Annotated in this window: 25 protein-coding genes; 11 read left to right on the forward strand and 14 right to left on the reverse strand. The window is 60.1% G+C overall.

Going from position 1 to position 22144, the window contains the following annotated elements:
* The first annotated feature begins 62 nt into the window (after positions 1-62).
* Positions 63-239, forward strand: a complete 177-nt coding sequence (locus HUW35_RS05000; RefSeq protein ID WP_181254527.1) for a hypothetical protein — start codon at positions 63-65, stop codon at positions 237-239.
* Between the two features lie 25 nt (positions 240-264).
* Here HUW35_RS05000 and serB read toward each other — a convergent pair whose 3' ends face one another.
* Entirely contained in the window at positions 265-1278 is a 1014-nt protein-coding gene (gene serB / locus HUW35_RS05005) for a phosphoserine phosphatase SerB (protein WP_181254528.1), read from the reverse strand.
* A 140-nt stretch (positions 1279-1418) separates the two neighbouring features.
* On the opposite strand from serB, the gene HUW35_RS05010 reads away from it, so the two are divergent.
* From HUW35_RS05010 to HUW35_RS05030, 5 genes are all read left to right on the forward strand, one after another.
* Positions 1419-2507 carry a hypothetical protein gene (locus HUW35_RS05010; RefSeq protein WP_181254529.1) on the forward strand — a complete coding sequence of 363 codons (1089 nt, stop codon included), beginning with the start codon at positions 1419-1421 and terminating at the stop codon, positions 2505-2507.
* Positions 2508-2797: 290 nt separating this feature from the next.
* Entirely contained in the window at positions 2798-3067 is a 270-nt protein-coding gene (locus HUW35_RS05015) for a hypothetical protein (protein ID WP_181254530.1), read from the forward strand.
* Between the two features lie 100 nt (positions 3068-3167).
* Positions 3168-3554: a hypothetical protein gene (locus tag HUW35_RS05020; protein ID WP_181254531.1), complete on the forward strand. Its 387-nt coding sequence runs from the start codon at positions 3168-3170 to the stop codon at positions 3552-3554.
* Between the two features lie 112 nt (positions 3555-3666).
* The gene (locus HUW35_RS05025; protein WP_255463503.1) at positions 3667-4455 is read left to right on the forward strand and encodes a 3-hydroxybutyrate dehydrogenase; all 789 of its coding nucleotides are present in this window, start codon (positions 3667-3669) and stop codon (positions 4453-4455) included.
* Complete coding sequence (locus HUW35_RS05030; RefSeq protein ID WP_181254532.1) at positions 4440-5117, forward strand: response regulator transcription factor; 678 nt, start codon at positions 4440-4442, stop codon at positions 5115-5117. The genes HUW35_RS05025 and HUW35_RS05030 overlap by 16 nt, the downstream gene beginning before the upstream one ends.
* A gap of 22 nt (positions 5118-5139) precedes the next feature.
* Here HUW35_RS05030 and HUW35_RS05035 read toward each other — a convergent pair whose 3' ends face one another.
* Complete coding sequence (locus HUW35_RS05035; protein WP_181254533.1) at positions 5140-5952, reverse strand: LytTR family DNA-binding domain-containing protein; 813 nt, start codon at positions 5950-5952, stop codon at positions 5140-5142.
* Between the two features lie 51 nt (positions 5953-6003).
* Positions 6004-7092 (reverse strand): sensor histidine kinase, encoded by a 1089-nt coding sequence (locus HUW35_RS05040; protein ID WP_181254534.1) that lies wholly within the window; start codon positions 7090-7092, stop codon positions 6004-6006.
* Between the two features lie 132 nt (positions 7093-7224).
* Here HUW35_RS05040 and HUW35_RS05045 point away from each other — a divergent pair, with 132 nt between their 5' ends.
* Positions 7225-7683 carry an EVE domain-containing protein gene (locus tag HUW35_RS05045; protein ID WP_181254535.1) on the forward strand — a complete coding sequence of 153 codons (459 nt, stop codon included), beginning with the start codon at positions 7225-7227 and terminating at the stop codon, positions 7681-7683.
* Positions 7684-7704: 21 nt separating this feature from the next.
* On the opposite strand, the gene HUW35_RS05050 is transcribed toward HUW35_RS05045, so the two are convergent.
* From HUW35_RS05050 to HUW35_RS05060, 3 genes are all read right to left on the reverse strand, one after another.
* Entirely contained in the window at positions 7705-8373 is a 669-nt protein-coding gene (locus HUW35_RS05050; RefSeq protein ID WP_181254536.1) for a nitroreductase family protein, read from the reverse strand.
* A 1-nt stretch (position 8374) separates the two neighbouring features.
* Complete coding sequence (locus tag HUW35_RS05055) at positions 8375-8578, reverse strand: DUF3094 family protein (protein WP_181254537.1); 204 nt, start codon at positions 8576-8578, stop codon at positions 8375-8377.
* A gap of 120 nt (positions 8579-8698) precedes the next feature.
* The gene (locus HUW35_RS05060; RefSeq protein ID WP_181254538.1) at positions 8699-10480 is read right to left on the reverse strand and encodes an acyl-CoA dehydrogenase C-terminal domain-containing protein; all 1782 of its coding nucleotides are present in this window, start codon (positions 10478-10480) and stop codon (positions 8699-8701) included.
* Between the two features lie 365 nt (positions 10481-10845).
* Here HUW35_RS05060 and HUW35_RS05065 point away from each other — a divergent pair, with 365 nt between their 5' ends.
* Positions 10846-11427 (forward strand): hypothetical protein, encoded by a 582-nt coding sequence (locus tag HUW35_RS05065; RefSeq protein WP_181254539.1) that lies wholly within the window; start codon positions 10846-10848, stop codon positions 11425-11427.
* Positions 11428-11457: 30 nt separating this feature from the next.
* Positions 11458-13005 (forward strand): S8 family serine peptidase, encoded by a 1548-nt coding sequence (locus HUW35_RS05070; protein WP_181254540.1) that lies wholly within the window; start codon positions 11458-11460, stop codon positions 13003-13005.
* A 131-nt stretch (positions 13006-13136) separates the two neighbouring features.
* Here the strand turns inward: HUW35_RS05070 and bioD are convergent, their stop codons facing one another.
* A complete protein-coding gene (bioD, locus tag HUW35_RS05075; RefSeq protein ID WP_181254541.1) occupies positions 13137-13844 on the reverse strand; it encodes a dethiobiotin synthase in 708 nt (235 codons plus the stop codon).
* Positions 13845-14164: 320 nt separating this feature from the next.
* Between bioD and HUW35_RS05080 the strand changes: the two genes are divergently transcribed.
* Positions 14165-14656, forward strand: coding sequence for a murein L,D-transpeptidase family protein (locus HUW35_RS05080; RefSeq protein ID WP_078082676.1), 492 nt, complete (start codon positions 14165-14167; stop codon positions 14654-14656).
* A 418-nt stretch (positions 14657-15074) separates the two neighbouring features.
* Here the strand turns inward: HUW35_RS05080 and dnaB are convergent, their stop codons facing one another.
* From dnaB to rpsF, 5 genes are all read right to left on the reverse strand, one after another.
* Positions 15075-16520, reverse strand: a complete 1446-nt coding sequence (dnaB, locus tag HUW35_RS05085; RefSeq protein ID WP_181254542.1) for a replicative DNA helicase — start codon at positions 16518-16520, stop codon at positions 15075-15077.
* A gap of 195 nt (positions 16521-16715) precedes the next feature.
* Positions 16716-17162: a 50S ribosomal protein L9 gene (gene rplI, locus HUW35_RS05090; RefSeq protein WP_181254543.1), complete on the reverse strand. Its 447-nt coding sequence runs from the start codon at positions 17160-17162 to the stop codon at positions 16716-16718.
* A gap of 34 nt (positions 17163-17196) precedes the next feature.
* Entirely contained in the window at positions 17197-18021 is an 825-nt protein-coding gene (locus tag HUW35_RS05095; protein WP_255463504.1) for a hypothetical protein, read from the reverse strand.
* A 70-nt stretch (positions 18022-18091) separates the two neighbouring features.
* Positions 18092-18322 carry a 30S ribosomal protein S18 gene (gene rpsR / locus HUW35_RS05100; RefSeq protein ID WP_010133305.1) on the reverse strand — a complete coding sequence of 77 codons (231 nt, stop codon included), beginning with the start codon at positions 18320-18322 and terminating at the stop codon, positions 18092-18094.
* A 12-nt stretch (positions 18323-18334) separates the two neighbouring features.
* On the reverse strand, positions 18335-18784 hold the full coding sequence (gene rpsF, locus HUW35_RS05105) for a 30S ribosomal protein S6 (protein WP_181254545.1): 450 nt from the start codon (positions 18782-18784) through the stop codon (positions 18335-18337).
* 305 nt (positions 18785-19089) lie between these two features.
* Here rpsF and HUW35_RS05110 point away from each other — a divergent pair, with 305 nt between their 5' ends.
* Positions 19090-19800 (forward strand): 2OG-Fe(II) oxygenase, encoded by a 711-nt coding sequence (locus HUW35_RS05110; protein ID WP_181254546.1) that lies wholly within the window; start codon positions 19090-19092, stop codon positions 19798-19800.
* A 315-nt stretch (positions 19801-20115) separates the two neighbouring features.
* Here HUW35_RS05110 and HUW35_RS05115 read toward each other — a convergent pair whose 3' ends face one another.
* Entirely contained in the window at positions 20116-21435 is a 1320-nt protein-coding gene (locus tag HUW35_RS05115) for a tetratricopeptide repeat protein (RefSeq protein ID WP_181254547.1), read from the reverse strand.
* Between the two features lie 96 nt (positions 21436-21531).
* Entirely contained in the window at positions 21532-22137 is a 606-nt protein-coding gene (locus tag HUW35_RS05120; RefSeq protein WP_181254548.1) for a hypothetical protein, read from the reverse strand.
* Positions 22138-22144: the final 7 nt, after the last annotated feature.

A 22144-nucleotide genomic window follows, 5' to 3' on the forward strand; every position in this document is an offset into this window, starting at 1 on the left:
TAGCGCTCGTCTAACTGGCAGGAAACGGAAAGTTGCTATCAAATCGCAGACAGGGAACCCTCATGGGCAAGCGAATATTCGCCGTCATCGCACTGATCACACTGGCAATGGTTATGGCCGCCTGTGAGCGACAGACGTCCTGCTACCGGGACGGCAACCGCGAGCGCAAGCCGCCGATGCCGTTTGCCGCCCTGGACAGCGAGCTGGGCCCCACTCTGGCACTGATCCAGTCCTTCTAAAGCGGGGCAAATACATCCCGCCAGTTTACTCCGCCAGTAACTCCTCGATCTGGCGGTCATTCAGGCCAAACAGATACAGCGCCGCATCCAGCCCAAAGTCATCGATCGCCTGCGGCGCTTCCGCGCGCACCTTGGGCTTGGCGTGAAAGGCAATACCCAGCGCCCCCAGTGACAGCATCGGCAGGTCGTTGGCCCCATCTCCCACCGCAATCACCTGATCCAGTGACAGGTGCATCTCCTCGGCAATTTCCTGCAGCAAATGGGCCTTGCGCGCGCCGTCCACGATCGGGTCGATCACGCCACCGGTCAGCGCCCCGTCTTCGAACTCCAGCTGGTTGGCGTGGATCACATCCACCGCCAGATGATTGTCTTTCAGGTAACCGGCGAAATAGGTGAAGCCGCCGGACAGAATGGCGGTTTTACATCCCAGCGCACGCAGCGCACGCAGCAGTCGCGGCGCACCGGGCATAATCGGTAACTTGGGGGCAATTTCCGCCAGGCGCTCCTCGGTAAAGCCCTGCAGCAATCCCATGCGCTTGCGGAAACTCTGCTGGAAATCGAGCTCGCCGCGCATGGCCGCGAGAGTAATCTCTGCCACCTGTTCCCCCACGCCGGCAATCTTGGCCAGCTCATCGATGACCTCCGCCTGGATCAGCGTCGAATCCATGTCAAAACAGGCAAGCCGCGGTGTGCGCTGGGTACTGCCGGCCTGCAGTGTCAGTTCCACCCCCAGCGCTGCGGCCAGCTCCAGCAGAGCCTTGCGTGCGCTGTCGAACTCCAGGTTCGCATCCAGCTGCAGGCGAAGCGCGGTGCGCTCCGCACTACAAGCGAGAATATCCAGCCCGCTCACCGCCCAGCCGCGCTCGCCCAGGAATGTCTTCAACTGCGCGAGCTGTGTCTCCTGCACCTGCTCCGCGAGCAGGGTGAGGCACCAGGGCGCGGTCACTGCGGAGGGGGAATCCGGCATGCTTTCGCCTGCTGATAGTGAGAAAACCTGCTGGCAGAGAGCGGCGAGGGCGGAGTAAGTTGGTGCTTCCATGGCTGTTTCTTATCGACTCTGATGGGGCGCTCGAGCGGCTCGATCGCGGGGAAAAGGCCGCGCATTATAGCCCGGCGCCTTTTTTCGCTGAAGAAGTGGGATAAAATCAGCCCCTGTATCGCCAGCGAATCCATAACAAGATGAAAAACCTGCTCGCCAGCCTGTCCGAATTCACCAGCAACCTGCCCCAGCGGCTTGCCGGACTCCCCCGCAACCGGCAGCGCCAGCTGCTGGCGGCCGCCATCTGGCTGACCCTCGCCGGCTTCTGCCTGGCAACCCTGGGCCACGCCTACGGCCGGCAACAGTCCGATGCCGTCGCCCGCGACCGGGCCAGCGCGGAGGCGGCGGCCAAGCTACTGGCGAGCCAGAGCCTGGAACAGATCGTGGCCGGCGACCGCATCAGCCTGCAGATGCTGGCCCAGCAGGCCCTGGCTCTGCCCGCGGTGCGCGGGGTGACCATCCAGGATGTGGACTCCAGTCCGCTGGCCCAGGCCGGCGATCGCAACCGCGGCGAGATGATTACCGAACCGGTGGTACTGCACGACAGCCTGGCCGGCAGTGTGGCTCTGAATATCCAGCCCGGCGCCTCGGTCGCCTACCCCTGGGCGAGCCTGTTACTGTGCCTGATCTTCGCGCTGCCCTTCAGTGCGGCCTGTGCCCTCGCGGCCAGCCAGATCCGCCCGCAGTCGTCGCGCAAACCCCTGATCGTCCCCAAGGCCAAACCCAAGCCGCCGCCGGAAGTGACCGCCGGCCTGTACCTGCGCCCCCTGAACTGGGCCCAACTGGGCAACCAGCTCTCGCGCAGCGCCATGGATAGCCTGCAGAACGAGCTCGTGCAGCGACTCCAGTTGCTGACCCGCATTTACGACGCGCGCACGCTGCCCAGCGCCGGCCCGACGGTGGGCCTCGGCTTTGCCGGCGACGACGCGGCCTTTCGCGCGGTCTGCGCGGGACTGCTGCTGCGGGGACTGCAACAATCCAGCCGCGCCACCGGCCTGCAACTGGCACTGGCGGTACTGCCCACCAAGCCGGAGCAGTTCGATTTCGCTGGCGAACAGTTGCTGAGCCAGTCCCGCGGGCTGGCGCTGCATCCGCAGCTGCAGGACGACGATTCCCTCGCCGACCGCATTCAGTGCCATACCACCAGCTGGGGCGCAGAAGTGACCGGGCTCAATCCCAAGCTGCAGCAACTACTGGACAATCAGCTGCAGCAGCTGGTCTCCGCCTAACCAGCGCACTTCCGAACCTGTCACAGCGCCCGCCCGTAAACTCGGCGGGCTCCGGGCGCTCGCAACGCTCACGACACCCCCTGCCAGCCTTCCCGTTCTGCAAATCTCTTCTATCCGGCCCACCCCTAATTACTTATTGGTTGTTGATATTCATCGCAACGGGTCGTGATCGGGCTTCCGCGACCCTTAAATAACTTCCACTTGGGTTTCGGTTTGGCGTCGGCACATTTCGGCCAGCGACCGGATCGAAAATAAGAAGGTTCACCCGCCCTTGCGGCGTGGAGGTTTTCATGAAGTGCACATTCGCAGGACTGGCCAGCGGGCTCGGCGCAGTAGCCCTACTGACCCTGTCCGGCTGTTCCAGCATGGAGGATATGACCGATACCACAACGGCTATCAACCGAACCAATGAGGGACCCGGCTACTACTCGGTCAAAGGCCGTTACTACCACTGCCACCAGAACGGGCACTGTCACAACGCCCGGCATTCCGATTACTACATTCGCGGCGGTAGTTACTACCAGTCGATGCCTCGACACCGCGTGAATCAGCCCCGCTGAACCTTCTCAACTCTCTGGTTAAACACCAGACCCAGTAAACCGGTATCCACGGTGGATCGGCACCCTGGCAACCCTTTGCTTGCCCCCTCGGAGGTCTCTCATGAAGAGCATTGTCAAAAAAGGCCTGTTGGCCGCAACCGTATTCGGCACCCTGACCCTGGGCGCCTGTGTTTCCGACGGCTATTACAGTTCTGGTAGTACGGGTTACTCCACCTATCCCTACTCCCGCCCCTATGTGTACCCGTCCGGCAGCGTGTCCTTTTACTACTCATCGCCGCGCTACTATCGGTACGGCCATCCCCGTTACTATCGCGGCGGTTACTACCGTCATCACGGTCGCCACTACTACAACCGTCCCGGCTATCGTCCGCCCCACGGTCACCATCGTCCCGGCCGCCCCGGCTATCGCCCGAACCGTCCCGGACATCGCCCCGGACATGGCGGTGGACACCATCGTCACAGTGGTGGCGGACATCGTCGCCGCTAACCCCGGCCAGCTGACCAGGGTATGAGCCCGACTCATACCTTGGTCATACAGACCCGCAACTCCCGCCGCTGCTAGGATTTATCCAAAGAATAAGCATCTGCGGGAGTTCGCTGTGCAGCAGAAGAATCAATCACACGCAGTCCTGATCACCGGCTCCACCAGCGGTATCGGACTCGCCATCGCCCACTGTTTCGCGCGGGCAGGTCACCACGTGATGTTGCACGGCCTAGCCGACGACGAAACCGCACGCACCCTGTGCAACGAGTTTGCCGATTACCCCGGCAAGGTGGGCTTCAGCAGCGCGGATATCTCCAGTGAAGCCGGCTGCGCACAGCTGGTGGCTGACACCCGCGAAGCCATTGGCAATCCCTCGGTGTTGATCAACAACGCCGGTATCCAGCACACCGCACCCGCCCATGAGTTCCCCGCGGAGAAGTGGCACCAGATTCTGTCAATCAACCTCAGCGCCGGCTTTTTCCTCAGCCGCGACCTGCTGCCGGCGATGCGCGCCAGTGGCTGGGGGCGCATTATCAATATCGCGTCGGTCCACGGCCTGGTGGCCTCGGAGCACAAGTCGGCCTACTGCGCGGCCAAGCACGGCCTGGTGGGCCTGACCAAGGTGCTCGCACTGGAAAACGCCGACTGCAATATCACCGCCAACGCCATCTGTCCGGGCTGGGTGGAAACGCCGCTGATCCAGCCGCAAATCGAAAATATTGCCCGCACCCAGCAGGTGGACCTGGAAACCGCGCGCACCGAACTGGTGGGGGCCAAGCAACCAATGGCACGGGCCACCAATCCACAAGCGATCGGTGAACTGGCACTGTACCTGTGCGGGGAATTCGCCGGCACCATTACCGGGGCGGCACTGCCGGTGGACGGTGGATGGAGCGCACAGTAGTATCCATTGCACCCGATTCATTTATCCTTCAGGGTGCTGCCGTGAACTATCAATTGCTGATCGCCGACGACCACCCGCTGTATCGCGATGCGCTGGCGACCACACTTACGCCACATTTTCCCAACGCGGAATTACTGCAAAGCGAGGATCTGGATTCCACCCTGCAGCGGCTCGATCAGTCGGAAGTCGATCTGCTGCTGCTCGACCTGAACATGCCCGGTAGTGAGGGCTTCAGTGGCCTGGCGCGTATCCGCAACGATTTCCCTGCGGTGCCGGTGGTGGTGGTTTCCGGCAGTGACCGGCACGCGGTGATCCAGCAGGCCGCCGGGCTCGGCGCCAGTGGTTTTCTCTCCAAAACCGCGCGGCCGGATGAAATCCTCCAATGCATCGAGTGTGTACTGGCTGGGGATCAGTGGTTTAGCGAAGAGGCGCTGCAGGCAGAAAGCGAGAGTGCGCTGGCGGAAAAACTGAACCAGCTTACCCCGCAGCAATTGAAGATTTTCCAGATGATAGCCCAGGGCATGCTGAACAAGCAGATTGCCTACGATCTGGATATCACCGAACCCACGGTCAAAAGCCATGTGACCGCGATTCTGCGCAAGCTCGAGCTGCGCGATCGCAAACAACTGATCCGCGAGGCCCAGGCGCTGATCCAGATCTGACAGCACCGGCCCACTGCACACATCAGATAAAGTGCTGCACCTTGTTCTTGTAACTGCGGCTCATCTTCAGACGCTCACCGTTATTCAGCACCAGGTGATACTCACCGTTGATGTGCGCACAGATCTCACGCACCCGCTTCAGGTTGACGATGGTGGAGCGGTGGATGCGCTGAAATACTTTCGGGTCCAGCTGCTGCTCCAACTCCTTCATGGTGATGCGCATGACATGTGTCTCGCCGTTGGCGTGCACGCACATGTAGTCACCGGCAGCATCGATCCAGTCGATCTCCCGCGCCGGCACCAGGGTGATTTTGCCGGAATCCTTGATCGCGATTTTTTCCGGGTAACGACTGCTGCCCAACTCTCCCGCTGCCAGCTTGACCTCCAGAGACTCCGGGGATTCCTGGGTCAGGTCTGCCACGGCCTCAAGTAACTGCTCGCGCTGCGCGGCCAGGTTTTCACTGCCGAGCTTGTCGCGCACCCGCTGCAGCGCGCGGTCCAGACGATCCTCCTCAATGGGCTTCAACACGTAATCCACCGCGTTCACCTCGAATGCCTCTACGGCGTACTGGTCGTAGGCGGTTACGAAAACAATCTGGGGGATTTCATCTTTCGGCAACAGCTGTACCAGCTCCAGCCCGGTCACTCCCGGCATCTGGATATCCAGGAATGCGACGTCTGGCTTGAGCCGTTCGATCTGCTCTTTCGCCTCGCGGCCGTTGCCACACTCGGCCACCACTTCGACACCACCCAGGTTTTCCAGGCGCAGTCGCAGGCCGCGTCGGGCCAGGGGCTCATCGTCCACAATAATGACTTTCAGACTGTCGCTACTCACCGCTTATCACTCCGTTCATGCCTATCCTTCCCCTGTACTGTGCCGCTGCTATCAGTCCCGTTCAAATGGAATCCGCAGATGTACCGCCAGACCGCCTTCCGGGCGATTGCAAAAGCGGGTCTTCTGCTCGACACCGTACAGTGCCTGCAGGCGCTCGCAGGTATTGCGGATACCCACGCCGCTACCTCTGCCCAGCTGTGCCAATTCCGCCTCCGGAACACCGGGGCCGTTGTCGCTGATCTCAAGCAACAGCTCACCGGCAAACACCCGCGCCTTGATGGTGATCTGACCACCCCACTCGCGCTGGGAGATACCGTATTTGATGGCGTTCTCGACGATTGGTTGCAGCAACAGGCTGGGAACCAGCGCTTCGGGCGCATCGCCATCGAGATCCACATTCACCTGCAGGCGATCGGCAAAGCGTACCTTCTCGATATCCAGGTACAGCATCAGCGCCTCGACCTCTTTCGCCAGAGTCACCTTCTGCATCGGATCGTTGTCCAGGGAATGGCGCAGGAACTGGGACAGGCGCGTCACCATGCTGTTCGCCGTCTTGCCATCCTGCTCCAGGATCAGGGTGGAGATGGCGTTCAGGGTGTTGAACAGGAAGTGCGGATTGAGCTGGTAGCGCAGCATCTTCAACTGCGACTGGTGCGCAATGGACTCGGCCTTCAGGGCCTTTTCCTGCTGCAACAGGGAAGCCTGATAGTACTTGATCCCGTAGTAAAGTGCCGTCCAGGTCATGTAGATCAGGAAGGAATAGGAAAACCAGTAGACTGCCAGCACCACCGGGTGCTCATCGCTCTCCCGCCCGTACAGCCACAGGGAGCCGCCAAACTTGATCGCCGCCCACAGCGCCGCACCCACAACGATGACGCCAAGTGTGCCTAGCAGACGCTGTGCCGGCTGCTGGTTCCACAGGCGCTGGAAACCCCGCCGCATCCCCTCGGAGATCGCGATACCGGATGCGGTAGCCACGGCGATATACCCGGTGTACAGCCAGTGGTTCTCGACCCAGAAAAAGCCGCCGATAAACGTCAACAGCGTATAGCCGGCCCAGCCACTCCACTGCAACGCCCGGTACTGGTTGCGTTCGGACCCCAGCCATTCGGACAGCCAATTGAAAACAGAAGTACCCATAAATCTCCAAAATGCGCAGAAAGTGCGCCAATCTGGGAAAATAGACTAAATGACGTTGGCCGTGGACGAAATACCACCAAACGCAACAATCTGACGGACTGCCGCAGAAAGCGGCTGAGGAAGAGGTGCAGGATGAATTACTGGCTATTCAAGTCAGAACCGGACGAATACAGCCTCGCGGATCTCAAGAACGAACCGGGCCAGACCGGCCGCTGGGACGGTATCCGCAACTACCAGGCGCGCAATTTCCTGCGGGATGCGGTACAGGAGGGAGATGGTGTGCTCTTCTACCACAGCGCCTGCAAGGTGCCCGCTGTCGTCGGCACCGCCCGGGTGGTGAAGACCGCCTACCCCGATCCGGCCCAGTTTGACCCGGAGAGCAAATACTTCGACATCAAAGCCAGCACGGATAAACCGCGCTGGTTCTGTGTGGATATCCAGTGGCAGAGCGAATTCGCCCGCCCGGTGCCGCTGAAACAGATCAAGCAGGACCTGGCACTGGCGGAGATGGTGCTGGTAAAGCAGGGGCGTCTGTCGATCCAGCCGGTAACCCCGGATCAGTGGCAGGCACTGGTCCAACTCGGAAAATAGTCCCGATTCAGCCCCAGGTCTTCAGAGAAATTCCGCGATCTGGTCAAGCGGCTTTTTGCTAATTGCTGGAACCCGGGCGCCCTCCGCCGGCAAGCCGGCCACGACAATCATGTAAGGACGCTCATTCGCAGGGCGCCCTAGGATGCTGTTGAGAAACTTCATCGGGCTCGGGGTATGGGTGAGCGTGGCCACACCCGCATTGTGTAGTGCGGCCAGCAACATGCCGGTGGCGATGCCCACGGATTCGGCGGTGTAGTAATTTTTGCGCTGCTCGCCCTGCTCCCCTTCGGAAAATTTCTTAAGGAAAATCACGATCAGGTAGGGCGCGGTTTCCAGGAAAGGCTTCTGCGCATCGGTGCCCAGGGGCGCAAGGGCGTCCAGCCACTCCTCCGAAGCGCGCCGCTCATAGAACTCCCGCTCTTCGGCCTCCGCCGCCAGCCGGATTTCCCGCTTTAGCGCCGCAGATTCCACCACGCAAAAGTGCCACGGCTGCATGTTCGCGCCGCTGGGCGCGCTGCCGGCGGTGCGTACGGCGTCCTCAATCACAGCCCGGGGGACCGGTACGGCGGAAAAGTCCCGCACCGAGCGGCGCTGTTTCATCAGGTGATAAAACGCCCTGGCCCGCGCCGTCATGGAATCGCCATCGAGCCGCTCAAACTTCAGCGGCGTAAAACCTTCAGCATGGGACATATCAAACGACACCCTTGGTGCGCGCAATTACCAGGCTGAGCAGGGACAGTGCGGTGAGCACCACCAGTATCACCCCGAGCAGCAGGAACGGGCGGAAAGGTTTGCGCTCGACATCGTTGTAACCGCTTTTCAGGTAGGTATCGACCTTGGCCTGGTCTTCGTCGGAAAGCTTTTTTGGCGGGACTGTGGAGTCTTGTTCAGACATGAGGATCTGACCTCAAGGTTATTATTGTGATACCCCGAGTCTAGAAGAATCCCCACAACGAAAAAAGCCCCGCGGAGCGGGGCCTGATCGGCAGATCAATTCATCATGTTCTTTCTTGGCTTAGAACAACGCTTCTTCGAGATCCATCAGGGTCTCGCTGCCGGCGAGCACGCTGTTGGCCAGCGCGGTGGCCTGGGGCAGCAGGCGAGCGAAGAAGAAGCGCGCGGTCTTGACCTGGGTGCGGTAGAAGTCGTCCGCGTCGGCCTGCGGGGCCGCAACGCTCACCACTTTGGCCCACATGTAGGCGTAAGCCACGTAGCCGAACAGGTGCAGGTATTCCACGGAAGCCGCGCCCGGTGCATTGGGGTCGGTTTTCGCCGCCTCAATAACCGCCGCGGTAACCTCTTTCAGGCGCTGCAGCTCTGCGCCGAGCGGCTGGATGAATTCCGCCAGAGCTTCGTTATCCCCGTTGGCATCGATAAATGCCTGTACATCGGCGGCGAACAGATCGAAGAAGGCGCCGCCGTTGGCGACGGTCTTGCGACCGATCAGGTCCAGCGCCTGGATACCGTTGGTGCCCTCGTAGATCTGGGTGATGCGCACGTCGCGCACCAGCTGCTCCTGCCCCCACTCGCGGATATAGCCGTGGCCACCGAATACCTGCTGGCCAAGTACGGTGCACTCGAGCCCTTTATCGGTAAAGAACGCCTTGGCTACCGGGGTCAACAGCGCCACCAGTGCTTCAGCGTGTTTCTTCTCCTCGCCCTCGCCGAATTTGGCCAGGTCGAGCCACTTGGCGACGTAGGTGGACAGCGCACGGCCCCCGCCAATCAATGCCTTCTGGGTCAGCAGCATGCGGCGTACATCGGGGTGCACGATGATCGGGTCAGCTGCTTTTTCCGGCAGCTTGGCACCTTCCGGAGAGCGACTCTGTACGCGGTCGCGGGCGTATTCGATGGCGCTCTGGTAAGAGCGCTCGGAAGCACCGAGGCCCTGGATACCCACACCCAGGCGCTCGTAGTTCATCATGGTGAACATGGCGGCGAGGCCCTTGTTCAGCTCGCCAACCAGCCAACCCTTGGCGCCGTCGAAGTTCATCGCACAGGTGGATGAAGCCTTGATGCCCATCTTGTGCTCGATGGAACCGCAGCTTACGGCATTGCGCTCACCCAGGGTGCCGTCATCGTTGACCATGATCTTGGGCACCAGGAACAGGGAAATCCCCTTCGGCCCCTTGGGTGCATCCGGCAACTTGGCCAGCACCAGGTGAATGATATTTTCAGACAGGTCGTGCTCGCCGCCGGTAATGAAGATCTTGGAACCGGTAATGCTGTAGCTACCGTCTTCCTGAGGCTCCGCCTTGGTGCGGATGATGCCGAGATCGGTGCCGGCATGCGGCTCGGTCAGGTCCATGGCGCCGGCCCAGGTGCCGGCATACATGTTCGGCAGGTACTTCTGCTTAAGCTCTTCGCTGGCGTGCGCATCGATCGCCAGACAGGCACCGTTGGTCAGCACCGGATACAGGGCGAAGGAGATATTGGCGGAGCAGATCATTTCCTCTACCTGGGCGCCCAGCATCTTCGGCATACCCATACCGCCGAATTCCGGGTTGCCCACCAGCGCACCCCAGCCACCTTCGCAGTAGGTGGCGTAAGCTTCAGGGAAACCTTTCGGGGTGGTCACCACGCCGTCGTTCCAGTGGCAGCCCTCTTCATCGCCGGTGCGGTTGATCGGGTCGAGGGTATTCGCGGCCAACTTGGCCATCTCTTCGAGGATGGCATCGGCGGTTTCGCGGTCGGCGGTCTCTGCCAGAGCCGGTAGACGCGCCCACAGCTTATCGGCCTCAAAAACCTCGTGCAGCAGGAAGTTCATCTCGCGCAACGGCGCCTTGTATTCAGCCATTTTCTCGCCTCATTTTACGAATCTGGTCAATCTGGCGGTGAATTCAATCACCCGTTTCAAACATATGTTTGAATTTAGGGTCAAGCTTCCATTTTGTCAACGCGGCGACCAGCCAGCCTTACCGGAAAAACAAAAACTGCGCCTGTCAAGTTATATATGGGACAGATACTGGTTAATTTGACCATGACCAAATAGTCAGTTCTCCCGGGTAATTTTATTGAGGCGCGCCCGTCATGGCGCGTCATTTGGTTACAGTTGCAACCTTTCTCGCAGATGATTTATCCGGAAAGGCTGCCTGTTGACAGGCAAACGTGATCACATTCACGAATTTATAAAATAAAAATCCGTAAAGGAGCCATATCGTAATGAGACTTCCAGCTCTCAAAACCAGTACCACACTACTCGCCATCACCCTGGCTACTGCCGGCTGCGTCAAGATGGACGGCAAGGTCAACGGCGGCGGCACCATGAATTCCATGGGTGGCGCCGGCAAAGCAGTCATGACCTTCAACGCCGAGCGCTGTGACGAACAACCGGTTAAAGGGCAGGTGAACTTCCAGGATAAAACCGCCATCGATTGGGAAAACGACGGTGGGGTTAGTTTTCGCGCCAACGTGGTGGAGGCGGGTTTATGTGGAGAAGATATTGAATTTAGCGGGGACGCAGCGCTGGCCTGTGACCAGAGGTGCGGCCCCGGTGAATTCGAGGTGGCCTTCGAATACGACTCCACCAACCCGCAACTGCCCGGCGAGGGCACCGGTGTCGCCTGTCTGGTCGACTGGGGTGAGGGTGTCAATGCGTCCTACCGCATCAATGGCATGGCCAGCATCAGTGTCGATACCGGCCCATTCTCCAGCTATGCCAATCGCGGCGCGCTGAGCGGCAACGTGCAAACCCAGGAATGCCCTTCCACGAAAAACGATAAAAACGACGAAGAAAACGGCTGATCGCCCGCAAAAGAATAAAAAGGTGAATTCATGAAATTACACAACACGCTGCTCGCCGCGGCCATCACTGCCGCCATGAGCGCTCCCACCCTCGCGGCCGACACCATGCGCATGGTTCTGGAATACAAGCCAGGACAGGGCGACGCGGTCAAAACTGCACTGGAAGGCCGCGGCATTACCGTGCACCGCGAACTGAAGCGCTTCGACAGCCTGGCGCTGGAGATGACCAAAGAACAGTTCGTCGCCATGAAAGATGTCTCCGGCATCATCGGTATTTATGCAGACACCCCACGCGAGATGCTCGACACCGGCGGCATGGGTGAGATCTCGCCCTTCGGCATTGCCCAGACCCAGGCCGACCAGCTCAACTACGCTGGCGGCACCAAGGTGTGCATCATCGACTCCGGTTACGACTACGGCCACCCGGACCTGCCCGCATCGGCGGTAACAGGCGAAGAAGACGGCCTGGCTGGCCCCTGGAACCAGGATGGCAATGGCCACGGCACCCATGTCGCCGGCACCATTGCCGCGCTGGGCGGTAACGGCGAGGGCGTTGTCGGCGTCAACGATGACGGCAATATCCAGCTACACATCGTGCGCGTCTTTGACGACGAAGGTGGCTTTGCCTACGCCTCCAGCCTGGCGGGTGCGATCAGCGACTGTGCCGACGCCGGTGCCAACGTGATTTCCATGAGCCTCGGTGGAGCACTGGAAAACCCGATTGAAGAGCGCGCCATCAATCAGGCCGCGCGCGACGGCGTGCTGATGATCGCCGCGGCGGGTAACGACGGCGTCGCATGGCACTCCTACCCCGCTTCCTACGACGCAGTCATGTCTGTCGCGGCGGTAGACGGCGGCGGCAACCACGCCTCCTTCTCCCAGCGCACTGCGCAGGTGGAAATCGCCGCTCCCGGCGTGAGCACCCTGTCCACCGTGCCCCGCGGCACCGGCGAAACCGGCGTGGGCGCAGTTTCCCAGAACGGCGCCTCGTTTGAGTCCATCCCCATGGTAGGCGGCACCATTGGCACGGTCAGCGCTCCGCTGGCAAATTGCGGCATCGGCGATAGCGCCTGCGAGGACGCGAGCGGCAAGATCTGCGTAATTGAGCGCGGCGCGATCAGCTTCGGTGACAAGGTTGCCAACTGTGAAGCAGGTGGCGGCATCGGTGCCATCGTTTACAACAACGCACCGGGCATCTTCGGCGGCGACCTGGGCACCACCAGCGATCTGGTTGCGGTCTCCCTCAGCCAGGAAGACGGTGAAGCACTGGAAATGGATATGGAGGCCACCATCTCCATCGAGCCAATGGCGGACTACGACTACAAGTCAGGCACCTCCATGGCCACCCCGCACGTTTCCGGTATCGCCGCGAAAGTGTGGAGCCACTTCCCGCAGTGCAGCGCCAACGACATCCGCCTGGCCCTGCGTGCTTCCGCAGCCGACCTGGGTGAACCGGGTTACGACTACAACACCGGCTGGGGCCTGGTGCAGACCAAGGCGGCCTTCGACTACCTGGCGGCCAACGGCTGTAAATCGCCGAACAACATCCTGCGTGGCGGCGACGGCAGCGCGCACTGAGCCCTGCAGACTGTGTTTAGAGTGTAAAACCGTGAGTGGTTTAAGGGGCCACACCGAATCCCCATAACCAGCGCCACGGACGGCGCGATTCTGGCAGCCTTTTCAGGCTGCCTTTTTTGTTTGTGAGAAACTCAGTTTTCGCCACTGGCCGGCAACAACGGGGCGAGATCCAGATGCGCCGCGCCATTGCGGTAATCGCCCTGTTCATCGTGGGGAACCACGCCCAGGCAGGGCGCAGGCAGCAGTGCGTTCAGGGTCATCAGGTTCTGCTCCGCGCGCGGCATGTCTTCCATCGGCCCTCGGGCAAAGTTCGCCACCCAGCCCGCCAGCGGCAGCCCATCGCGATGGATCGCTTCGGCGGTGAGCAGAGCGTGGTTGATACAGCCCAGCTCCATATTCACCACCAGTATCACCGGCAGCTCCAGCTCCTTCGGGAGGTCCGAGAGGAACATGCGCGGCGCCAGCGGTACACGCCAGCCACCGGCGCCCTCAATCAGCACCAGATCCGCCTTGCCACTCATCACGCCGCGACAGATACCGACAAGACGGGAGGGATCGAGCCGCTTGCCCGCTTCCATCGCCGCAATATGCGGCGCCACCGCCGGCTCCAGGGCCACGGGGTTGACCTGCTGGTATTCCAGCTCCTGGGTCATCGCTTCCATCAAGGTCAGCGCATCACTGTTGCGCAGGCCCTCCGGCGTCGACTCGCAGCCGGACGCCACCGGCTTCACCGCCGCCGTCTGCAGCCCGCGCGCACGCGCCGCTTCGAGCAGTGCTGCGGTGATATAGGTTTTACCGACTTCGGTGTTGGTACCGGTCACAAAAAACGTACTGGTCACGGAATCTTCCTCGGTGTGTTCGGTCTTTTTTATTTGACGCCTCTTTAAACGTGGCCTACTTGGTGATAAATTGACCACTCAGAGCATTAATCATACAACCCACTTCGCCATAAAGCGGTTCGGGTTAGGATAATTGCCTAACAAATGCCCCGAACCTGGTTCGGGGCGACAGCGAAGGACAGCGCTGTCATAACGCTATTGCGTTACATAGTCGCACCGCGCAACCAGATTTCACGCCGCACTGCCGGCCGCTATCGGAAGCGCGAGAGTAAGGATGCTGACTGTTTAGCCCCGGAATGTCACAACTACCGATGAGAGCCATGCGATATTTAAAACTCAGTCTGATTGCCCTTCTCCTGACGCCGACCCTGGTTTTCGCCAAGATCAAACCAGTGGATGAGGTCGTGGTGTATAAATCCAAGCACCTGATGCAGCTGAAACGCAACGGCAAGGTTGTGAAAAGCTACAAGGTGGTGTTCGGCAAAAACCCGGTGGGCCACAAACAGTACGAGGGTGACTCGCGCACGCCGGAAGGCCGCTACACCCTGAACTGGAAAAAGAAGAACAGCACTTACTATCGCGCCATTCAGGTTTCCTACCCGAACGCGACTGACCGCGCACGGGCGAAAAAGCTGGGCCGCAGCCCGGGCGGTGCGATCATGATCCACGGCCAGAAACCGCACTGGAAAGGTATCGAAGAGTACCTGACCCGTATGAACTGGACCGATGGCTGTATCGCCGTAACCAACCCGCAGATGGATGAGATCTGGGCGATGGTCGATACCGGTACGCCGATTGAGATTTTTCCGTAATCATCTTACCTACAGCGTATAGAAGCTTGAATTGAAGGCCGGGGGCTGGGGCGAGTTTTTCGAACCGTCGTCGCCATGGATGGCGGCGCCGGAGCGTACATGGATGTACTCGCAGCGATTCGAAAAACTCGTCCCAGCGCCCGGCCGCTACTGCGCCTGCTTCAAAGCGCTGAGCCGCTGCAAACCAGCCAGAGCCCCGACTACCACCTACCTTTCGCGCTTCGCTACAACGCCTTGGCGGCGAATCACTGGGTGCGGGTTTTCAGGAGCGCTGTGAACCCATCCCTGGGCGCTTCGGCACAAACATCCTGTTTGTGACGATCCTGAAAACCCGCACCCAGCACTTCGCCTTAATATCTAAACACGCTACTTCGAAACTAATTTGGTCGGCACATACCTTCTGGCCTGCGCCTCCGGCTTAGTGCTCTTCCTGATAGTACTCCGGCGCCAGGTCATCAAACCGCGTGTACTTGCCCACAAACGCCGCGCGGCAGGTGCCGATCTCACCGTTACGCTGCTTGCCGATAATCAATTCCGCCAAGCCCTTATCCGGGCTGTCCTCGTTGTAATACTCGTCGCGGTAGATAAACAGGATCACATCCGCATCCTGCTCGATCGCACCGGATTCCCGCAGGTCCGAGTTCATCGGCCGCTTGTTCGGGCGCTGCTCCACCCCCCGGTTCAACTGCGACAACGCGATCACCGGACACTCGTATTCTTTCGCCAGCGCCTTCAGAGAGCGCGAGATCTCGGAAATTTCCTGGGTACGTCCCTCGGTGCTGCCCTTCACCTGCATCAGCTGCAGGTAATCCACCATCACCATCGCCGGCATTGCGCGGCGCTCCGCCTCTTCCCGGCTCAGCTTAGGATCTGCCTGCATCAGTTTGTTGGTATGGTCGCGCACCGTGCGCTTGACCCGCGCGCGCACCTCAGATGGTGACAGGCCCGGGGTGTCGTCGATATACAGCCCCTTGCCCTTCATCTTCTGCACCGCGCTGGACAGCTTGGGCCAGTCCTCTTCCTGCAGCTTGCCGTTACGGATACGGCCCTGGTCGATCTTGCCGATAGACGACAACATCCGCATCACCAGACTGTCGGACGGCATCTCCATACTGAATACCAGGGTGGGTTTTTCCTGGCTGAGCATGGCCGCTTCCACGAAGTTCAGGGCCAGCGCGGTTTTACCCATCGATGGACGGGCGGCGAGGATAATCATCTCGCCCGGCTGCCAGCCGGAGGTACGCTGATCCAGCTCGGTGAGACCGGTGCTGAGCCCGGTGAGATCGCCCTCGGACTTGAACAGCTCGTCAATGCGCTCGACGGTTTTCTTCAGCAGCGTATCCACGCCGACAAAACCGCCCTCTTTGGCGCGACCTTCGGCGATCTCTGCTACACGGCGCTCCGCCATCTGCAGCAGGTCAGCGGAGCCGAGGCCGCCGGGATTGAAACTGGTACGGCTGATTTCACCGGCGGCGGCGATCAGCTGCCGCAGCATGGAGCGCTCGCGCACGATCTTGGCGTAGGCCACGATGTTGGCCGCGGACGGGGTGTTTTCGGCCAGTTCCGCCAGATAGGCGGGGCCACCAATGTCTGCCAGCAGGTCGCGATTGGCGAGCCCCTCGGCAAGGGTAACGATGTCCAGCGGCTGCTCGCCGCCGGACAGCTCCAGCATCACACCGAAGATAATCCGGTGGCTGGCGACAAAGAAATCTTCCGCACTCAATTGCTCTGCAACCGCATCCAGGCGGCTGGCATCGAGCATCAGGCCACCCAGTACCGACTGTTCCGCCTCCACCGAATGAGGCAGCGGCGAACTGGACTGGGACTCCTGGGTATCTTCTTCTGGCGGGACGTATTCGTTCATGTTGTGGAGTAGCTACTGGTTTTCCGGGCGCAGAAAGGATTTACCGGACTCAGAAACAAGTCAGGCGCTGGCTTTCCACCGTCAGCCTATGGCCCACAGGGAAAATCCAGCGCCTGATTGTAGCGCGCCTCGGGCCGGAACGGGTAAAAGCGTTCCATCCCGAGCGCGCTAAGGCGTGCAGGAAGCAGCAGAAGCTTATTCGGCTTCTACAACAACCTTCACAGCGGTGATCACGTCGGCGTGCAGCTGTACGTCTACGTCGTACTCGCCCACTTCGCGCAGCGCACCTTCCGGCAGTTTCACTTCGGCTTTCTCAACGGCAACGCCAGCAGCGGTGATCGCTTCGGCGATGTCGCGAGTACCGATGGAGCCGAACAGCTTACCTTCGTCGCCAGCATTGGCAGCGATGGTTACCACGACGCCTTCCAGCTGGGCAGCGCGGCCTTCAGCTTCGCTTACTTTTGCAGCAGCAGCTGCTTCCAGTTCAGCGCGCTTGGCTTCGAACTCAGCAACGTTCGCTGCGTTGGCCAGTACGGCTTTACCGGTAGGCAGCAGGAAGTTGCGGCCGAAACCGGCTTTTACTTCAACGCGGTCGCCCACGTTGCCCAGTTTGCCTACTTTGTCGAGCAGAATAACTTCCATCTCGGAACCCTCAGTTTCAGTTCTTGTGCGCCGCTCAGCGTTTGTCGCTCGAGCGCGCGCGAATATCAATCCAGCTATCTATCAGGGCCAGTCCACACAGGAACCCTGCCAGTGGCAGCGCGGCGATCACCAGCATCACATACATGGCAATCAGCGGGCCGCGCCCCCAGCCCTTGCGGGCCACCAGCCAGTGGATCAGGCAGATACCCGCCACCATGATGGGGAAGGCAGCTACCGCGCCCCAGAACACAAAGTGCTCACTGACGAGGCAGTATATCCACAGCAGCATTCCTGCGGCGGCAACAGGCAGAGGCATACGCAGTGCGTGCATCTCTTCCCGGAAACCGCCGGGGTTGTACAGCAGCGCCTGCCACCAGCGCCCCAGCACCAGGGCCAGGGTAGCGCTGATCACCGATACCCAGGTCAGGTATCCGGTGGCCTGCGCCTCGCTGGCAAATGCCTTGCTCAGCTGCTGTGCCTCCGGGGTGGACGCCCCACCGGCTGCCTCATTGACCGCCTGGATCAGGTTGTCCAGCACACCGCCGGTGACTTGTGAGGACACCAAAATGCCCACACTGGTCGCGACGGTAAGCGCCACCAGCGCCCAGCTCCAGGCGCGAGTAGCACGCAGAACCAGCGCACCGGCCAGTACCCCCACAAAGTGGGTGATTGCCATACCGGCCATCAGCGGGGACATGTACCCCGCACCAGCGGCGGCAACCACCGGCAGCAACGCCCAGGCCAGAACAAACAGGCCGTCGCCACTGCCGCGGCGCAACCCCACCAGTGCAAGCACGGCGGGGCTGATCAGCGGAATGCCCACCAGAGTGAGGATCACCGCGCGTACGCGCGATCGCATGGCAAATTCAGCGATAGCGCGCACTAGATAGCTTCTCTTTTAAAACAATGCTTACGAAGCAAAGCGCAGCTTAGGCTTCGTGGCTGTCCGTGTACGGCAGCAGTGCAATGTAACGCGCACGCTTGACCGCGGTGGCCAGCTGACGCTGATACTTGGCTTTGGTGCCAGTGATACGGCTCGGTACGATTTTGCCAGTTTCAGAAACGTAGGCTTTCAGGGTATCGAGATCTTTGTAGTCGATACGCTTGACGCCTTCGGCGGTGAAACGGCAGAACTTACGACGACGGAAAAAACGTGCCATCTGACTATCCCCTTACTCTTCGTCTTCAGTTTGTTCGGAAGACTGGTCTTCCTCGGCGCCGCGGGAAGAAGACTCTTCCTTCTCGGCGCGCTCGCGACGCTCAGAGCGTTCTGCGCGCGCAGCTTTGCGCTCGCGGGACTCTTTCTCGGCCTTCATGATCGGGCTTTCTTCGGTGATGGCTTCGTCTTCGCGAATCACCAGGTTACGCAGCACCGCGTCGTTGTACTTGAAGTTGGTGGTCAGTTCCGCCAGCGCTTCTTCAGTACATTCAACGTTCAGCAGGATGTAGTGAGCCTTGTGGATCTTGTTGATCGGGTATGCCAGACGGCGACGGCCCCAGTCTTCCAGACGGTGAACTGCACCGCCGCTCTCTTTGATGGTCGCAGTGTAGCGCTCGACCATGCCGGGCACCTGCTCGCTCTGGTCCGGGTGAACCAGGAATACAATTTCGTAATGACGCATTTTTGCTCCTTACGGGTTAACACAGCCTCCTGGCGTGCCCCTGCGTAATTGCAGCGACTGCCCGGTGAGGCAAGGAGTACGCAATGGCAACCCAGACGGGTGCATTGCGGGCGGCGTATTCTATGCGCACCGCCAACTGGTTGCAAGTTGATCGATCCGTTCGGTACCCGCCAGTCAGCGCCCCGACCGAAACTGACTGAACTGGCATGTTCAGTACTCACTAAGCGCACCCTTCTTTATGAGGGACGCTCCGCGCCAGCCGTCTCCACATAACGAGATATAGCAACTGCCGGGGAGGGCACGCAATGGATCCGATGATCGTTCAGTTCGATGATGCCGCACCTGCTGACTACTGCAGCGATTTGATCGAGCGTTTCCGGGCATCTCCCGAACGCTCTGCGGGCCGCACCGGCTCTGGCGTGGACACCAGCAAAAAGCAAAGCTTGGATCTTTTTATCTCCGCACAGTCCGACTGGCGCGATGAATGTGAACAGCTGGACAACCTGGTGTACCAGGCACTGATGGGCTACTGCCGCCGCTACCCGCACCTGCTGACCGGTGCGATATCCCCGACCATTGCGGACGCGTCCGGCAACGGCGTGCGCAATCTCGCGGCGGAGGACATCGCCGGGCTAAACGAACAACAGATGCGGCAATTGGTCACCGGCATATTCCGCCTCGATGGCATCAATATGCAGCATTACACCCGAGGCAGTGGGGGCTACCACCACTGGCACTCGGAGCACTACCCGCACCCAAGCGACCCGGGGCAAAAGTCGCTGCACCGGGTTTTGTTCTGGCTGCTGTATCTGAACGATGTGGAACAAGGTGGCGAAACAGAGTTTTTCTACCAGGGCGCAAAGATAAAGCCCCGACAAGGCCGACTGATACTCTCCCCTTGCAGCTTTACCCATACACACCGCGGCAATGTCCCGGTGTCTGATGACAAGTACATCCTGACGTCCTGGGTGATGTACCGCCCGGCACCAGAGCTTTACGGCCAATCGGCAGCGTAGAAGGCCGGCACACAAGATAAAAAAGCATCCAAGAAAACAACATGATTGACGCCGGAGTCACAAATTTATCGACTGCGGGTTGAGGGGGTGCACGGGTCGCACGTCTAACCACTACAGGGTCGCAAAATAACGGGAACAACAATAATTACGACTGAACAATCCCAGTAACAATAACAATAATCTGCAGGGACCGAAGAATAACAATCAGGACTCAATGCCAGAGGGGCCCCAAGGCCCCTCAACTTTCTTTTCCCAGCCTCTCCGACACCCCGCTAAACACGCCGCGCTTTCACATCCTCCGCAAGCGCTCCTGATTCAGAATACGTAACGAACGCTCAGGCTGGCTTCGGTTTTGTCGTAGCTGTAGATATCAAAGTTTTCGTCATTGTCCGTGCGAATGATCCTGGCTTCCAGTTGCAGTCGCGGCAGCAGTTGCACCTCCGCCCCTATCCAGCTGCGCAGACGGTTTCCATCCCTTGCCTGACTCTTGAACTCCCCATCGCTGTCCTGCAGCCGGTTATTGCCACGATAATGGCTAAGGCGGTAATGGCTACCGGCATTGAGCGCCCACCCCGGCGCAAGTGGCAACTCGGCTTCAACTCCGAACGTCTGGCGGCGTGGTGAATAGCTGTAAAAGCCGTCATCCACGGTGGTCAGGTCTTCCCGACTGTCCAGATCCAGGCGATACAGTAGATCGACATCCAGCGTGGCCAGGGGGGCCGCCCAACGCGCCTCAAAACGCTGCCGCCAACCATCGAGGTAACGATAATTCTCGGCACCATTGAAATAGCTCGGCAGGTAGGCAAGGGTCAGTACGCCGCTATCAAAAGATTGCTGCATACGGCCCACCATACGCAACTCGTTGGTGACTGAATCCCCACCAAGGGAAGCGGCCTCCGCCAAACCACCGAGCTCCAGCAGCCATCCCTGCCAGGGGATATGCCTTGAGACCCCCAGATTAAAACTGGACAGGTTCAGGCTCTCCAGATCACTGTAGCGACGGCCGAAGGCAAACCCGTGCAAGCGCCAGCCATTCTCGGCAGTGCCCTGCAAGCGGTACTGGCCCCAGGCAAACAATTCCGTGTAGGTGTCTTCGCCCACCGAGTCATCGGTGAGTAGCTCGTTCTGCAGAGAGTAGGCGTTACTGTCATAGCCGGACGTCAGGCTGAGCAATGCCAGGCCGCGCCCCTCCTCTGCTGCTGCCGGTTCCGCCCCTGGCGCCTGTGCCAGTGCGCTAAGACGTGCCAGCGCAAGGCGGCGCAACTTGGGTGACGCGCTATCGGTGAGTGTGCGGTAGTAACCCACTGCAGATACCGGGCGCCCCTGCTTTTCCGCCATCAGCCCCAGCTGCAGGCGCGCCACCTCCCCCCACTCCGGGTCATCCAAAAGCTGCCGGAACTGGGCCTGCGCAGCCTGGTAGCGTCGCAGTTTGAAAAGCGTCACCCCCAGATTGTAGGTCAGGCTGGCCTCCTGCTGCCCTCCCTGTCGGGCCTGTTCAAAATGCGCCAGCGCGCGCTCATAATCTCCATCCTTGAAAGCTGCAGTGCCATTGGCAAAAGGTTCCTCAGCACCTGCAGGCGCTGCTACTGCAGCCCACCAGAGCAACCCGGTTAGCAACTTTGGCGTCAACTCCATTTCCCATACCTCCAAACACAACAGGCCGGACGCAATGCGCCCAGCCTCTAAAAAGAATCACTCAATAACAGGTTTCACCTGCTACCTCCGCAACCGTTAGCCTTCTACGGCGACATCTGCCGCCGCCGCGGGATCCATATCCAAGACCCCCTCAAGCAGCCCCTCGAGATCTACCGGCAAGCGGTCTTTAACGTCCTGCGGCAGGTTGTCGATGATCGCCTGCACATCCGCCATCGAACCTTCGTAATCAGCTCCGCTGAGCGCATTTTTCAGGGCCTCTTCAGCTGCCTCACGGGCAGCGGCAGCATTTTCCTGTGCGCTCAGGGCAGCCGCATTGGCATTGGCAATCGCGGCTTCACTCTGCGCCATGGCATCGGCAACCAGAGCAGCAATTTCTTCTGCCTTCAATTTGCCAGCGGCGCGCAGCTCGGCTTGCGCCTCTTCCGCATCGGCATTACCAGCGGCAATCGCAGCATTGGCTTTTGCCAGCCCTTCTGCGGCGGCTTCCACGGCGATATCGCTGGACACTTCCGGCAGCTCGATCACATTGATCGCGTCTTCTGCCGTCGCTTCAGCATCGACCACGGAAACATCCACATCTAGATCAGCATTGACTTCAACATCATTTGCCAGCGCCTTACCGCTGATGGGGGCGGCGACAATCAGGCCCAGAGCCATCCATGTTTTCAAAGTTTTCATCATTCAACCT

This window comes from Microbulbifer sp. YPW1 (assembly GCF_013367775.1).
GTDB lineage: Bacteria > Pseudomonadota > Gammaproteobacteria > Pseudomonadales > Cellvibrionaceae > Microbulbifer.

What these genes read in the sequence shown, in the direction of transcription:
- rplI (WP_181254543.1), bottom strand. Translation starts at nt 17,162, where the DNA reads ATGGAAGTTATTCTGCTCGACAAAGTAGGCAAACTGGGCAACGTGGGC.
- HUW35_RS05060 (WP_181254538.1), bottom strand. Translation starts at nt 10,480, where the DNA reads ATGGCTGAATACAAGGCGCCGTTGCGCGAGATGAACTTCCTGCTGCAC.
- rpsF (WP_181254545.1), bottom strand. Translation starts at nt 18,784, where the DNA reads ATGCGTCATTACGAAATTGTATTCCTGGTTCACCCGGACCAGAGCGAG.
- HUW35_RS05065 (WP_181254539.1), top strand. Translation starts at nt 10,846, where the DNA reads ATGAGACTTCCAGCTCTCAAAACCAGTACCACACTACTCGCCATCACC.
- HUW35_RS05120 (WP_181254548.1), bottom strand. Translation starts at nt 22,137, where the DNA reads ATGATGAAAACTTTGAAAACATGGATGGCTCTGGGCCTGATTGTCGCC.
- HUW35_RS05055 (WP_181254537.1), bottom strand. Translation starts at nt 8,578, where the DNA reads ATGTCTGAACAAGACTCCACAGTCCCGCCAAAAAAGCTTTCCGACGAA.
- HUW35_RS05000 (WP_181254527.1), top strand. Translation starts at nt 63, where the DNA reads ATGGGCAAGCGAATATTCGCCGTCATCGCACTGATCACACTGGCAATG.
- HUW35_RS05080 (WP_078082676.1), top strand. Translation starts at nt 14,165, where the DNA reads ATGCGATATTTAAAACTCAGTCTGATTGCCCTTCTCCTGACGCCGACC.
- HUW35_RS05045 (WP_181254535.1), top strand. Translation starts at nt 7,225, where the DNA reads ATGAATTACTGGCTATTCAAGTCAGAACCGGACGAATACAGCCTCGCG.
- HUW35_RS05040 (WP_181254534.1), bottom strand. Translation starts at nt 7,092, where the DNA reads ATGGGTACTTCTGTTTTCAATTGGCTGTCCGAATGGCTGGGGTCCGAA.
- HUW35_RS05115 (WP_181254547.1), bottom strand. Translation starts at nt 21,435, where the DNA reads ATGGAGTTGACGCCAAAGTTGCTAACCGGGTTGCTCTGGTGGGCTGCA.
- HUW35_RS05095 (WP_255463504.1), bottom strand. Translation starts at nt 18,021, where the DNA reads ATGCGATCGCGCGTACGCGCGGTGATCCTCACTCTGGTGGGCATTCCG.
- HUW35_RS05020 (WP_181254531.1), top strand. Translation starts at nt 3,168, where the DNA reads ATGAAGAGCATTGTCAAAAAAGGCCTGTTGGCCGCAACCGTATTCGGC.
- dnaB (WP_181254542.1), bottom strand. Translation starts at nt 16,520, where the DNA reads ATGAACGAATACGTCCCGCCAGAAGAAGATACCCAGGAGTCCCAGTCC.
- HUW35_RS05070 (WP_181254540.1), top strand. Translation starts at nt 11,458, where the DNA reads ATGAAATTACACAACACGCTGCTCGCCGCGGCCATCACTGCCGCCATG.
- rpsR (WP_010133305.1), bottom strand. Translation starts at nt 18,322, where the DNA reads ATGGCACGTTTTTTCCGTCGTCGTAAGTTCTGCCGTTTCACCGCCGAA.
- HUW35_RS05015 (WP_181254530.1), top strand. Translation starts at nt 2,798, where the DNA reads ATGAAGTGCACATTCGCAGGACTGGCCAGCGGGCTCGGCGCAGTAGCC.
- HUW35_RS05110 (WP_181254546.1), top strand. Translation starts at nt 19,090, where the DNA reads ATGGATCCGATGATCGTTCAGTTCGATGATGCCGCACCTGCTGACTAC.
- HUW35_RS05010 (WP_181254529.1), top strand. Translation starts at nt 1,419, where the DNA reads ATGAAAAACCTGCTCGCCAGCCTGTCCGAATTCACCAGCAACCTGCCC.
- HUW35_RS05030 (WP_181254532.1), top strand. Translation starts at nt 4,440, where the DNA reads ATGGAGCGCACAGTAGTATCCATTGCACCCGATTCATTTATCCTTCAG.
- serB (WP_181254528.1), bottom strand. Translation starts at nt 1,278, where the DNA reads ATGGAAGCACCAACTTACTCCGCCCTCGCCGCTCTCTGCCAGCAGGTT.
- HUW35_RS05050 (WP_181254536.1), bottom strand. Translation starts at nt 8,373, where the DNA reads ATGTCCCATGCTGAAGGTTTTACGCCGCTGAAGTTTGAGCGGCTCGAT.